This is a genomic window from Micromonospora profundi, from assembly GCF_011927785.1.
GTDB classification, from domain to species: domain Bacteria; phylum Actinomycetota; class Actinomycetes; order Mycobacteriales; family Micromonosporaceae; genus Micromonospora; species Micromonospora profundi.
The window spans coordinates 6,844,876-6,857,736 of record NZ_JAATJK010000001.1; the positions used below are offsets into that span (position 1 = coordinate 6,844,876).

Genomic DNA, 12,861 nt, shown 5'->3' on the forward strand with positions numbered 1-12,861 from the left:
CTCACTCATAGCGGATCCTCGGATCGAGTACGGCGTACAGGACGTCCACCAGCAGGTTCGAGACCAGGTAGACCACGACGAGCACGCTGACGATGCCCACCACGAGGGGGCCGTCCTCGGTGCGGATGCCGCGGAAGAGGTTGAAGCCCACACCGGGGATGTTGAAGACGCCCTCGGTGATGATCGCGCCGCTCATCAGGTTGCCCAGCTCCACGCCGAGGAAGGTGACCACCGGGATGAGCGAGTTGCGCAGGACGTGGACGGTGACGATGCGACGTTTGACAAGGCCCTTGGACCGGGCGGTACGTACGTAGTCGGCGCGGAGGTTCTCGGCCACCGAGGTGCGGGTCAGGCGCAGCGCGGTGGCCAGTGACAGCGAGCCGAGCACGATGCCCGGTAGCAGCAGGGCGTAGAACGTCGGTTGGGAGCCGGCGGTGGGCGGGAAGAGCTGCCACTTGACGCCGAGGAAGTACTGGGCGAGCGGCGCCAGCACGATTGTGGGGATGCCCAGCACCAGCAGTGTCAGCACCAGCGTCGAGTTGTCGAAGATGCTGGCCCGGCGGATGCCGGCGATCACGCCGGCGCTGACGCCGAAGATGATCGCCACGGCGAGCGCGATGAGCGCGAGCTTCACTGTGACCGGCCAGGCTGCCTGGAGGATGTCGCCGATCTGCCGGCCGGTCAGGGACTGGCCGAGGTCGCCCTGGAGCAGGTTCTTGACGTAGTCGAAGTAGCGGTAGAAGAAGCCGCCGACGCCTGTCGCATCGAGGTGGTACTTCTCCGTCAGGTAGGCCCGCTGGGCCGGCGTCACCGGCCGTTCGCCAGCGAGCGCCTGGATGGGGTCACCCTGGCCGGCGAACATCAGCGCGTAGACGATCAGGGTGGTCCCGAAGAACGCCAGGACCATCTGGAGGAGGCGCCGAAGGATGTAGCGGAGCATGCTTAGCAGTCTCTCCGGAAATATGCGAAAGGGTCGCAGGACGGCATCTCTGGTCGTACCCGAAATATCGGAGATGTGCCGTCGGCCCCGGTGGAGGTCCGCACCGCCGCTGTCGTGCCCGCGTCAGCGGGCCGGCGGGTACCGCGCGGTTCGGGCCACCCGGGCGTCGTCGCTCGGGTGGCCCGCACCTCGGTCAGCTCAGCTGGCCGCTTCGATCTTGATGAGGTTGACCCGCTGGAACAGGTCCATCTCGACGTTCTTGACCTTGGACGAGTGGCCGTACACGTTCTCGCCGAAGCGGAGCGGGATCACCGGCATGTCCTTGGCCAGGATGTCCTCCGCCTGCTGGTACTTGGCGATCGCCTCGTCCTGCGTCTTGGCGGCGGAACCCTCCTTGACGAGCCTGTCGAACTCCGGGTTGCTGTAGCCGTAGTAGTTCGACGAGCCGTTCGTGCTGTACAGCGGGCCGAGGTAGTCCTCCATGGTCGGGTAGTCCATGACCCAACCCATCCGGAAGGCGCCCACCGGCTGCTTGTTCTCGACCTTGGTCAGTAGGTCGGCGAACTTCGGCTCGGCCGAGCCGACGGCGTCGACACCCAGGTTGGCCTTGAGCTGGTTGACTGTGGCGTCGACCCAGTCCTTGTGGCCGCCGTCGCCGTTGTAGGAGATGACGATCTTCGACGGGCCGCCGGCGGCCTGGTAGAGCTTCTTGGCCTCGGTCGGGTTGAACTCCCCGGCCGCACCCGCCGTGTTGTCCCGGTAGCCCGGCAGCACCGGCGAGACGAACGAACGTGCCGGCGCCTGCGAGTCCTTGAAGACCGACTTGGTGATCTCGTCACGGTCGATCGCCATCGAGATGGCCTTGCGCACGTCCGGGTTGCTGTAGTCCTTGTCGAACGTCGGGAACGCGAGGAACTGGAACGACGACATCGGGCTGGACTGGTAGCGGTCGCCCAGGTCGCTCGGCGCGGTGCTCAGGCTCTCGGTCGGGATCGTGGGCAGCACGTCCAGGTTGTCTGCGAGGACGTCCGCGTAGGCCGCGGTGAGCTGCTGGTAGATCCGGAACTCGACGTTCTTGACCTTGGGCTTCTCGCCCGGGTAGGCGTCGTACCGCTCGACCTCGATCTTGCTGTCGTGCTGCCAGGAGCCCTTCATCTTGAAGGGGCCCTGCCCGATCGGGGCCTGCTCGTACGAGTCCTTCACCACGCCCGGGGCCGAGAACGCGGCGTCCGGCAGGGGGAAGAACGCGGTGTAGCCCAGCGTCGTCTTGAAGTCGATGTACGGCTCGGACAACGTCACGGTGAAGGTGAGGTCGTCGACCTTCTTCAGCCCGGACATCTCCTTGGCCTTCGGCTCCTTGCCCTGCAGGTCGGCGTAGCCAGCGATCTTCTCGAAGAAGTAGTTGCTGTCCTGGCCGTTGGGGGCGTACGCGCCGTAGTTCCAGGCGTTGATGTAGTCCTCGGACGTCACCTTCTCACCGTTGTGGAAGGTGAAGCCGTCCTTGAGCTTGATCGTCCAGACCTTGTTGTCGGACGACGTCACCGACTCTGCCGCGACCTCGTAGGGCTTGTTCTGGGCGTCGTAGTCGACGAGCGGGCTGAACAGGCCGGCGAGGACCTGCGCACCCGACGTCTCGGTGGTGTTTGTGGGAACCAGGTGCTTCGGCTCGCTGATCTGGATGCTGACCGCTGAGCTTCCGCTTCCGCCGGACCCACCGTCTCCGCCGCTGCCGCAGGCCGCGAGGCCCAGCGTCACCGCGAGCGGGAGGGCGGTCCAGGCGGCGAGTCTACGAACTCGCATTGTGCCTCCTCATCTCCTCACGCTGCGCAGTCAGGCCCGACGCTGGGTTTACGCTGCGCAACAAGCGGTAACGGTAGGTCGCGCTACCGGTCGTCGACAACGGCCCGGTAGCGGGTGCATAACGCTCGGAATACTTTGCCGTGTGACGCACGCGACAGCCGGCTGAATCGAACCGGACTCCAAGGTCCGGAGCTGGACATACTCGAGTCGGGTCAGATACCTGCTGTGTTCGTGTGGCCCGGATTCGCCAATGCTCGGTTCGTCGTCCGGGCTCTGCCCGACCGCTCACTCTGACCGGTCCGCCGCGTGACCAGGTCCACAGAAAGTCACCGAACGTGACGAGAGGTGAGTCACTATCCGTTACTAATGCGGGTCCCGGTGCCCGTCCAGCGAGGTCGTCTGAAGGGCAGGTGCCGGACATGAGACGATCTGCTCGTGACGGCGACGCTTCTGGACGGCAAGGCGACCGCGGCGGAGATCAAGGACGAGCTGCGGATACGCGTGAAGGCACTCGCGGAACGCGGCATCATCCCCGGGTTGGGCACGGTCCTGGTCGGTGCGGATCCCGGCAGCCAGGCGTACGTCAACGGCAAACACCGTGACTGCGCCGAGGTCGGCATCGCCTCGATCCGGCGGGAGCTGCCGGCCGACGCCACTCAGCAGCAGGTCGACGACGTCCTGGCCGAACTGAACGCCGACCCGGCGTGCCACGGCTACATCGTCCAACTGCCGCTGCCGGCCCACCTCGACACCCAGCGGGTGCTGGAGCTGATCGACCCGGACAAGGACGCCGACGGTCTGCACCCGGTCAACCTGGGGCGACTCGTGCTCGGCTACGACGGGCCGCTGCCCTGCACCCCGCGCGGCATCGTGGAGCTGCTCCGACGGCACGAGGTGGCGCTGCGCGGCGCGACAGTGGCGGTTGTCGGCCGGGGCAACACCGTCGGCCGCCCGCTCGGCCTGCTGCTCACCAGGCGCAGCGAGAACGCCACGGTGACGCTCTGCCACACCGGCACGCTCGACCTCGCCTCGCACACCAGGGCCGCCGACATCGTGATCGTCGCGGCGGGCGTACCCGGTCTGCTCACCGCCGACATGATCCGGCCCGGCGCTGTGGTCGTCGACGTGGGCATCACCCGGGTGATCGGCCAGGACGGCAAGGGTCGCTACACCGGTGACGTGGATCCCGAGGTGGCCGAGACGGCCGGTGGGCTGGTTCCCATGCCCGGTGGTGTCGGCCCCATGACGCGGGCCATGCTGCTCACCAACGTCGTGGAGCGCGCAGAGCGCGGTTGACCGCCGCCGGGCAGGTGCGTCCGCACGGTGTCGAACCGCGCGGCGGTGACGTTCGCCCCATCCCGCCGTTGTCCGCCGCCCCTGACCTGATGGGTGCCAGGATGACTGATACGGTCCGGAAAACCGACTGGTAGCAGGGAGTGGGACGACCATGGGTAAGAAGGTCACTGTCGTCGGGGCTGGCTTCTACGGCTCCACCACCGCACAGCGCCTGGCCGAGTACGACGTCTTCGACACCGTCGTGATCACCGACATCGTGGAGGGCAAGCCCGCGGGACTCGCCCTGGACCTCAACCAGTCGCGGGCCATCGAGGGCTTCGAGACCAAGGTCGTCGGCGCGACCACCGGCCCGAACGGCGAGGGCTACGAGGCCATCGAGGGCTCCGACGTCGTGGTGATCACCGCCGGCCTGCCGCGCAAGCCCGGCATGAGCCGGATGGACCTGCTCGAGACCAACGCCAAGATCGTCCGGCAGGTGTCCGAGAACGTGGCCAAGTACGCCCCGAACGCCGTGGTCATCGTGGTCTCCAACCCGCTGGACGAGATGACCGCCCTGGCCCAGCTGGCCACCCAGTTCCCGAAGAACCGGGTGCTCGGCCAGGCCGGCATGCTGGACAGCGCCCGGTTCACCAACTTCGTCGCCGAGGCGCTGAGCGTCCCGGTGGCGTCCGTACGGACGCTCACCCTGGGCTCGCACGGCGACACCATGGTGCCGGTGCCCTCGAAGAGCACCGTCAACGGCAAGCCGCTGCGTGACGCGATGCCGGCCGCGCAGATCGAGGAGCTGGTCGTCAAGACCCGCAACGGTGGCGCCGAGGTCGTCGCGCTGCTCAAGACCGGTTCGGCGTACTACGCGCCGTCCGCCGCCGCCGCCCGGATGGCCAAGGCCGTCGCCGAGGACTCCGGCGCGGTCATGCCGGTCTGCGCGTGGGTCGACGGCGAGTACGGCATCTCCGGCGTCTACCTGGGTGTCGAGGCCGAGATCGGCGCCGAGGGCGTCAAGCGGGTCGTCGAGACCGACCTGGACGCCGACGAGCTGGCCAGCCTCAAGGAGGCCGCCGAGGCCGTCCGCGCCAAGCAGGGCGACGTCGCCAGCATGTGACAACCGCACCAACCGTTGACGAAGGGCCCGCCGGCATCCCCGGCGGGCCCTTCGCTCGTCCAGATACGGCCCGAGGTGTCAGTGCCCGGTGAACGGGTCACCCAGATGCGGCGTGGCGAGGATGACCGGGGAGAGGGTGCCGAGCAGCCCGGTGCGGGAGCGGCGGGCGTCGTCCGGATCCTCCTCGTGGGCGTACGCCAGGTCGGGGTCGACCAGTTGCACGGCGTGCACCAGCAGGTCGCCGGTGACAAGCATCCGATCGTCGGCGGCCTCCAGCAGCACCGACTGGTGGCCGGGAGTGTGCCCGGGGGTGGGCAACAGTCGTACCCCGGGAGTGAGCGTGGTCTCGCCGTCGACCACCCGGAGCTGGCCGGCGGCGCGCAACGGCGCGACCAGGCTGGCCCGCAGCCCGGGATTGATCACCTCCAGGGCGTCCAGTTCGGCCCGCTGCACCAGGTAGCTCGCGTTCGGGAAGTGCGGCCGCCCCGGGGTGCCGGTCACCGCCCAGCCGACGTGGTCCGTGTGCAGATGGGTGAGCACGACGGCGTGCACGTCGTCCGGGTCGATGCCGGCCGCCGCCAGTTCGGCCGGCAGCCGGCCCGGCACCGGCGCCCAGCTCGCGGCGGGGGAGTCCGCCGGCCCGATGCCGGCGTCGACCAGGGTGACCGGCCCGTCGCCGACCCGCAGGGCGAAGCTGCGGAACGGCAGCCACCACCGCCCGTCGGCGGTCACCGAGCCGGGGTCGCGCCGGTCGGCTTCGCGCCAGTGCGCCGCAGTGGCCTCCGGAAACGCCTCGGCGCGGGGCTGGAAGAACGGACCCTCCCCGTCGGTGAGTGCGGTGACCGTGATAGACCCGAGGGTGCGGCTCAGAGGCATCGGGTGATGGTGCCAGGGAACTCCTGCGCCGTGCAGCCCGGTTTTTCCCGGTCGGTCCAGGCCGGGTGGGGGCTGCCGGCCCATTTGCAGTACGCTCGTACTGCTTGAGCACGTGTCCCCCGAGAGGAGCGCCGGCCGATGGCGAAGATCAAGGTAAACAACCCGGTCGTGGAGCTCGACGGCGACGAGATGACCCGGATTATCTGGAAGCAGATCCGGGAGCAGCTGATCCTGCCCTACCTCGACGTCGACCTGCACTACTACGACCTGTCGATCCAGCACCGCGACGAGACCGACGACCAGGTCACCGTTGACGCCGCCAACGCCATCAAGGAGCACGGCGTCGGCGTCAAGTGCGCGACCATCACCCCGGACGAGGCCCGGGTGGAGGAGTTCGGCCTGAAGAAGATGTGGCGGTCGCCCAACGGCACCATCCGCAACATCCTCGGCGGCGTCGTCTTCCGCGAGCCGATCATCATGTCCAACGTGCCGCGGCTGGTCCCCGGCTGGACCAAGCCGATCATCATCGGCCGGCACGCCCACGGTGACCAGTACAAGGCCACCGACTTCGTCGTCCCCGGCCCGGGCACGGTGACCATCACCTACACCCCGGCCGACGGCGGCGCGCCGATGGAGATGGAGGTCGCCAACTTCCCCGGCGGCGGCATCGCCATGGGCATGTACAACTACGACGAGTCGATCCGGGACTTCGCCCGCGCCTCGTTCCGGTACGGCCTGGACCGCAACTACCCGGTCTACCTGTCCACCAAGAACACCATCCTCAAGGCGTACGACGGCCGGTTCAAGGACATCTTCGCCGAGGTGTTCGAGAACGAGTTCAAGGCCGAGTTCGACGCCGCCGGCATCACCTACGAGCACCGGCTGATCGACGACATGGTCGCCGCCGCGCTCAAGTGGGAGGGCGGCTACGTCTGGGCCTGCAAGAACTACGACGGTGACGTGCAGTCCGACACCGTCGCGCAGGGCTTCGGCTCGCTGGGTCTGATGACCTCGGTCCTGCTCTCCCCGGACGGCCGCACCGTCGAGGCCGAGGCCGCGCACGGCACTGTCACCCGGCACTACCGGCAGTACCAGAAGGGCGAGAAGACCTCGACCAACCCGATCGCGTCGATCTACGCCTGGACCCGGGGCCTCGCCCACCGGGGCAAGCTGGACGGCACGCCGGCGGTGACCGAGTTCGCCAACACCCTGGAGCAGGTCATCGTCGACACCGTCGAAGGCGGCCAGATGACCAAGGACCTCGCGCTGCTCATCTCGCGCGACGCGCCGTGGCTGACCACCGACGAGTTCATGAACGCGCTCGACGAGAACCTGGCTCGCAAGATCGCTGGCTGATCCAGCCGTACCAGAAGCGGAGCCCGCCGGCACGAGCCGGCGGGCTCCGGCTTGTCTGGCAGGGGACACGCCTCCCGCGTCACCGCCTCCGGCGCGCCTCGTTGACCAGGGTGGACGAGATGCCAGTCGCGTCCACGGAAGGTTGACCGCGGTCGACCCGCTGCGTGTGTGCCGATCAGGCAGCCTTCCCGGCTGTGGCGTGCACAGCCAGCCGTCCCTTCCCTGCGGGGGGCCCTGTCCCGGGCCCCCCGCGCCCTGTTCCCCAGGCGTTAGGCGTTAGGAAGGGACCCTTCCTATGCATGAGGCGTTAACAGGGGGCCCTTCCTTCAGGCGGCGCGCAGCAGGTCGGCGGCCCGCTCGGGGGAGATGTCGTTGATGAAGACGCCCATCCCCGACTCGGAGCCGGCCAGATACTTCAGCTTGTCGGCGGCCCGCCGGATGCTGAACAGCTGAAGGTGCAGGTGGCCCAACTCGCGGTCGATTCGGACGGGCGCCTGGTGCCACGCCGCGATGTAGGGCATCGGCATGTCGAACAGCCCGTCGAAGCGGCGCAACAGGTCCAGATACAGCGGGCCGAAGGCCTCCCGCTCGTCGTCGTCAAGCGCCGGGATGTCCGGCACCACCCGGCGCGGCGCGACGTGCACCTCGAACGGCCAGCGGGCGGCCGCCGGCACGAACGCGGTCCAGTGGTCGTTCTCGACGACCACGCGGTCACCTGTGGCGCGCTCGGCGGCCAGCACGTCGGCGTACAGGTTGCCCCCGCCGGTCCGCTCCGCGTGCCGCCGTGCCGCGGCCAGCAGCGCCCGGGTGCGCGGCGTCACGAAGGGGTACGCGTAGATCTGCCCGTGCGGGTGGTGCAGGGTGACACCGATCTCGACGCCCCGGTTCTCGAAGCAGAACACCTGCTCCACGCCGGGCAGCTCGCCGAGCACCTCGGTGCGGTCGGCGAGCGCGTCCAGGACGGTGCGGACACGGCGCGGGGGGAGGCTGGCGAAGGACGCGTTGTGATCCGACGTGAAGCAGACCACCTCGCACCTGCCCAGGCCGGGCCGGACCGGCGTGAACGGGGTGATCTCGCCGGGCTCGTCGGCGACCCGGCCACTCAGCGACGGGAACCGGTTCTCGAAGACCACCACGTCGTAGTCGGGGGCCGGGATCTCGGTGAGCCGGTCGCCGACCGACGGGTCCAGCGGGCACTCGTTGGCGGGCGGGAGGAAGGTGCGGGTCTGCCGGTGTACGGCGACGGCCACCCACTCGTCGGTCAGCGGGTCGTAGCGCAGCTGCGAGGCGGGCGGCGGTGGCGGCAGGTCCCGGCGGTCGGGCTGGTCGCGGACGGCGTCGTCGTTCTCGTCGAAGTAGATCAGCTCCCGGCCGTCGGCCAGGTCGATCGCGGTGCGCTTCACTGCGCCGCCCCCTCACTCGTCGGCGTGCGCGTCGCGCGGCCCGCCCCCGTTGCCTTCACCATGACCAGTTCGCCCACCTGTTCGCCGAGTGCCCGTCGTGCGGGCGGGGGCAACCGGTCGTCGCTGACCAGTACGTGCGCCGCTGCCAGTTCGACGATCGAGGAGATGCCCACAGTGCCCCACTTGGTGTGGTCGGCGAGCACCACCAGCCGGTCGGCCGCAGCCACCAGCGCCCTGTCGGTCTCCGCCTCCATGAGGTTCGGGGTGGTGAAGCCGGCCCGCTCGGTGATGCCGTGCACCCCGAGGAACAGCAGGTCCAGGTGCAGCGTCCGGATGGCGTCGACAGCGAGCGGCCCGACGAGGGCGTCCGAGGGCGTACGCACACCGCCGGTGAGCACCACCGTCTGGTCGGATCGACCGGCGGCGTGCAGGACCTCGGCCACCGGCAGCGAATTGGTCACCACGGTCAGGCCGGGAACGTCCACCAGCCTTCGGGCCAGCTCGGCGGTAGTGGTGCCGGCGGACAGCGCGATCGCCGCACCCGGCCGGACCATCTTCGCCGCCCGGTCCGCGATCGCGGCCTTCTCCGCCAGTTGACGCACCGACTTGGCGCGGAAACCCGGCTCGTCGGTCGAGCTGGGGCCTGTCGCGGTGGCGCCGCCGTGCACCTTGGCCAGCAGGCCGCGCTCGTCGAGCGCCTCCAGGTCACGCCGGATGGTCATGTCGGAGACGCCGAACTCGGTGGCCAGGTCACTGACCCGCACCCCGCCGGCCGAGCGGACCCGATCCAGGATGGCCGCCTGCCGCTGTTGAGCGAACATCTCGCGTTTCCTCCCCGGCGCCACGCACTCTCACGCGCTCGAACGTGTTCCAACAAAGACGAACACTAGCGCGAACGCCGAGGTGATGGAGGAAAGGGGTGGCCGACGACTCAGGCGGACGGGATCTTGAGCTCCACCCACCCGGTCTCGGTGAGATGGTGCAGCACAGCCTCCACCGCGTCCGCCACGCTCAGATCGGTGGTGTCGAGCACCAGATCGGCGTCGGTCGGCACCTCGTACGGGTCGTCGATGCCAGTCATCCCGGTGAGCAGGCCGGCCCGGGCCCGCGCGTACAGGCCCTTGCGGTCCCGCTGCTCACACACCTCCAGCGGCGTGGCGACGTGCACCAGCATGAAGCCCGCCCCGGCGGCCAGCGCCATCTCCCGGGCGGTCGCCCGCGCGGCCGCGTACGGGGCGATCGGGCAGCAGATGCCCACCCCACGATGCCGGGCGATCTCCGCCGCCACCCAGCCGATCCGCCGCACGTTGAGATCCCGGTCGGCCTTGCTGAAGCCGAGCCCGGCGGAGAGCTCCCGGCGCACCACGTCCCCGTCGAGCAGTGTCACAGTGCGGTCGCCGTTCTCCCGCAGCGCGTCCGCCAGCCCGCGGGCGATCGTGGACTTGCCGGAGCCGGACAGCCCGGTCAGGAAGACCACAAGGCCCCGGTGCCGGCGCGGCGGCCGGGCACGGGCCAGTTCCTTCGCCACCGCGGGAGGGGTGTGCCACTCGGGCAGCGGGAAACCCCTGTCGAGCAGGTCGTCGATCTCGCCCTGGGTCAGCGCCAGGCGGCGGTTACGCGGCGGGATGTCGTCCCGCCAGCGCCACTGCCCGTCCCGGTTGTCATACGCCAACTCGCGGGGCACCAGCACCCGCAGCCCGGCGCCGGAGAGCATCTCCCCGGTGGAGAGCAGGTGGGTCACCCCGTACGCGGCGGAGACCCGGGCGCGCAGCAGGGCATCGCTGATCTCGTCCCGCCGGTGCGAGAGGGGCACCGCCACAAGGGTCGCCGGTGGCATCCGGTCCCGGGCGGCGAAGATCGCACGCACCAGCGCCTCCGGCGCGAGCCCACCGACGCCGCCCTCACCGACCGGGATCATCACCAGCAGGTGCGCGGCCAGCGTACGGGCGGCGTGCGCGATCTGGGCCAACTGCGGCCGGTGCAGTGGCCGATCGGCGATGACACCCAGCACCCGGCCCGGGGGCAGCAGCGCACGGACCTCCTCCGGGCTGCGGCGCAGCCGCTGGAACGGGCCGTGACCGCCGTCGCCGAGCCGTTGCACCTGACCGCCGACTCCGGCCACGCCCTCGCGGACCGACCAGACGTCCACCACGTCCAGGGCGGCCGCCGGAGCGCCCTCGCCGTCGGTGAGCACAAGAGCCCGGCGGGCCGGGTCGCGCGGATCGAAGCCCTGCGCGAGCGCGCTCGGCACCTGGAGGGTCACCGGCACCTGCCACGGGGTGTCGTCGGCAAGGCGGCCACGACGACTCACCGACACCAGGTCGGCGCGGGTCATGAAGCCGGTCAGGGGGGCGTACGCACCGGTCAGCAGCAGCTCCAGATCCGCGAGCTCACCGGGACGCGGCGTGTACGCCGGCGCGTCCCGGAGCACCTCGTCGGGAAGCACCCAGCCGTTGCTCATCAACACCCCCCACTCGGTGATTGGCACACAGTTTCGCAGCCCACCGCCGATCGGTCGAGGCCGCCACTCCACGAGCCGGGCGGGTCGGTCAGCGGCGGACCCGGCGACCCACCGCAGACCGTAGCCGGTTCCAGACTTTCCTCTCGTCGCGGATGCGCGGACGGGCACCGTCGGCGCGGCAGACGAAGATCAACGGCAGCGGCGAGTCCTCCGTCCACCCGGCATTGGTGATCCGTGCCTTGATGAGCCAGCTGCCCCGGGTCCGGCCGCCGTTGAGGGAACGGAAGTCGATCGTCGTGGTGGCCCGGTGCACGAGGTGGATGATCTCCCCGGCGGCCTGGTCACCGACCCGCTCGGTCTCGAAGGTCACCGGGAGGAAGATCTCGTCACCGGTCTCCCGGCGGCGGGCGACCAGGTCCAGCCGCGCCTTGCGGACCTGCTGGGTGGCGTCGAGGATCTCGGCGTCGATCTCGTCGACCGGGAGCACCAGTACGTCCCGCTCGTCGTCGCTGCGGAAGCCGATGGGCTGGCCTCCGGAGCGCAGTTCGGCGGCGACGGTGACGGCGACGGCGTGCTCGCTGGGCCGGAGGTCGTCGATCCGGCTGTGCCCGGCGACGCCCGCCTCCCAGCGGGCCAGTCGGCGCAGGTCAGCGACCCGGCCCTGCCCGGCCAGGTAGGCCACGGCCCGTTGCAGGGGCGGCAGGCCGGCGGCCACACCCGGCGCGAACCGATCCTGGATGATCTTCTGGACCTCCAGGGCGACCTGCTCCACCCAGTCCTCCGGAGCCTCCAGCATCCGCTTGCCACGCAGTCGGTTGGTCATCTCGTTGCGCAGCCACCGCCGGTGCAGCCGGTCACGCAGCGGACCCGGCTCGGTGTTGGCGTCGACGACGTCCAGCGCGTCCCGCACACTCGCGAAGTAGCTCGACGGCTCCATCAGCGCCGCAGTGACGTTGCGGCTGTCACCTCGCTGGGCGTGGTGGTAGCAGGTGTAGTCGGACAGCACGCAGGTGCGGCGCGACTTGAAGTAGGCCCGAACGACGAACGAGTGGTCCTCGAGCCGCCGCTTGCCGCCCTCCGGGAACCGCAGCCCGTGCTCGAGCAGGAACGAACGGCGGAACAGCTTGTGGCAGGTGAGGCTGTCGATGAGCGGGGCGTTGGACAGGGTGGCGTCGAAGCGGTTCTTGCGGAACAACTCCCGGGGCACACCGCGTCCGTGCCCGGCCATCTTGCCGATCACCACGTCCGCGTCGTACGTCTTCGCGCAGTCGTAGAGCCGCTCCAGCGCCTGGTCGGCGAACCAGTCGTCGTCGTCGGCGAAGAAGACGTACTCGCCGCGGGCGTGCTCGATGCCCACGTTGCGGGGACGCGACGGCCAGCCCGAGTTCTCGATGTGCAGCACCCGGATGTGCTCGTGTGTGGCGGCCAGCCGGTCCAACCGTTCGGCGGTGTCGTCGGTCGATCCGTCGTCGACGAAGACCGCCTCGAACTCGCCGGCGGGCAGCGACTGCCGCAGCAGTGACGACACCAGCTTCTCGATGTGCCGTCCGCTGTTGTAGGCAGGTACGACGACACTGACCTTGGGGGCGCCAGCCTCGACCATCGCGATCCTCCCGCGTCGGCGGCC

At 69.8% G+C, this 12,861-nt stretch carries 10 protein-coding genes; 3 read left to right on the plus strand and 7 right to left on the minus strand.

All coding sequences use genetic code 11. The features are described from left to right. Nucleotide 1: 1 nt before the first annotated feature. Nucleotides 2-940 carry an ABC transporter permease gene (locus F4558_RS30770; protein ID WP_053660488.1) on the minus strand — a complete coding sequence of 313 codons (939 nt, stop codon included), beginning with the start codon at nt 938-940 and terminating at the stop codon, nt 2-4. 198 nt (nt 941-1,138) lie between these two features. Next, nucleotides 1,139-2,740, minus strand: coding sequence for a peptide ABC transporter substrate-binding protein (locus F4558_RS30775; protein ID WP_053660487.1), 1,602 nt, complete (start codon nt 2,738-2,740; stop codon nt 1,139-1,141). A gap of 435 nt (nt 2,741-3,175) precedes the next feature. Between F4558_RS30775 and F4558_RS30780 the strand changes: the two genes are divergently transcribed. Together F4558_RS30780 and F4558_RS30785 are read left to right on the plus strand one after the other, a co-directional pair. Further along, nucleotides 3,176-4,036, plus strand: coding sequence for a bifunctional methylenetetrahydrofolate dehydrogenase/methenyltetrahydrofolate cyclohydrolase (locus tag F4558_RS30780; RefSeq protein ID WP_053660485.1), 861 nt, complete (start codon nt 3,176-3,178; stop codon nt 4,034-4,036). Nucleotides 4,037-4,187: 151 nt separating this feature from the next. Further along, the gene (locus F4558_RS30785) at nt 4,188-5,138 is read left to right on the plus strand and encodes a malate dehydrogenase (RefSeq protein WP_053660483.1); all 951 of its coding nucleotides are present in this window, start codon (nt 4,188-4,190) and stop codon (nt 5,136-5,138) included. A gap of 78 nt (nt 5,139-5,216) precedes the next feature. On the opposite strand, the gene F4558_RS30790 is transcribed toward F4558_RS30785, so the two are convergent. Next, nucleotides 5,217-6,014: an MBL fold metallo-hydrolase gene (locus F4558_RS30790; protein ID WP_053660481.1), complete on the minus strand. Its 798-nt coding sequence runs from the start codon at nt 6,012-6,014 to the stop codon at nt 5,217-5,219. A gap of 138 nt (nt 6,015-6,152) precedes the next feature. On the opposite strand from F4558_RS30790, the gene F4558_RS30795 reads away from it, so the two are divergent. Beyond that, nucleotides 6,153-7,370, plus strand: coding sequence for an NADP-dependent isocitrate dehydrogenase (locus tag F4558_RS30795; protein ID WP_053660478.1), 1,218 nt, complete (start codon nt 6,153-6,155; stop codon nt 7,368-7,370). Nucleotides 7,371-7,696: 326 nt separating this feature from the next. Here F4558_RS30795 and galT read toward each other — a convergent pair whose 3' ends face one another. From galT to F4558_RS30815, 4 genes are all read right to left on the minus strand, one after another. Continuing rightward, nucleotides 7,697-8,773 (minus strand): galactose-1-phosphate uridylyltransferase, encoded by a 1,077-nt coding sequence (gene galT, locus F4558_RS30800; RefSeq protein ID WP_053660477.1) that lies wholly within the window; start codon nt 8,771-8,773, stop codon nt 7,697-7,699. Then, entirely contained in the window at nt 8,770-9,594 is an 825-nt protein-coding gene (locus F4558_RS30805) for a DeoR/GlpR family DNA-binding transcription regulator (protein ID WP_053660475.1), read from the minus strand. Before F4558_RS30805 ends, galT begins: the two co-directional genes overlap by 4 nt. Before the next feature lie 110 nt (nt 9,595-9,704). After that, nucleotides 9,705-11,234 carry an adenylyl-sulfate kinase gene (cysC, locus tag F4558_RS30810; protein WP_167947065.1) on the minus strand — a complete coding sequence of 510 codons (1,530 nt, stop codon included), beginning with the start codon at nt 11,232-11,234 and terminating at the stop codon, nt 9,705-9,707. An 88-nt stretch (nt 11,235-11,322) separates the two neighbouring features. After that, nucleotides 11,323-12,837: a glycosyltransferase family 2 protein gene (locus tag F4558_RS30815; RefSeq protein ID WP_167947067.1), complete on the minus strand. Its 1,515-nt coding sequence runs from the start codon at nt 12,835-12,837 to the stop codon at nt 11,323-11,325. Nucleotides 12,838-12,861: the final 24 nt, after the last annotated feature.

Bases quoted from the DNA above. Each gene is read 5' to 3' on its own strand.
- F4558_RS30785 (WP_053660483.1), top strand. From the start codon at position 4,188: ATGGGTAAGAAGGTCACTGTCGTCGGGGCTGGCTTCTACGGCTCCACC.
- F4558_RS30815 (WP_167947067.1), bottom strand. From the start codon at position 12,837: ATGGTCGAGGCTGGCGCCCCCAAGGTCAGTGTCGTCGTACCTGCCTAC.
- F4558_RS30770 (WP_053660488.1), bottom strand. From the start codon at position 940: ATGCTCCGCTACATCCTTCGGCGCCTCCTCCAGATGGTCCTGGCGTTC.
- F4558_RS30790 (WP_053660481.1), bottom strand. From the start codon at position 6,014: ATGCCTCTGAGCCGCACCCTCGGGTCTATCACGGTCACCGCACTCACC.
- F4558_RS30795 (WP_053660478.1), top strand. From the start codon at position 6,153: ATGGCGAAGATCAAGGTAAACAACCCGGTCGTGGAGCTCGACGGCGAC.
- F4558_RS30775 (WP_053660487.1), bottom strand. From the start codon at position 2,740: ATGCGAGTTCGTAGACTCGCCGCCTGGACCGCCCTCCCGCTCGCGGTG.
- cysC (WP_167947065.1), bottom strand. From the start codon at position 11,234: ATGAGCAACGGCTGGGTGCTTCCCGACGAGGTGCTCCGGGACGCGCCG.
- F4558_RS30805 (WP_053660475.1), bottom strand. From the start codon at position 9,594: ATGTTCGCTCAACAGCGGCAGGCGGCCATCCTGGATCGGGTCCGCTCG.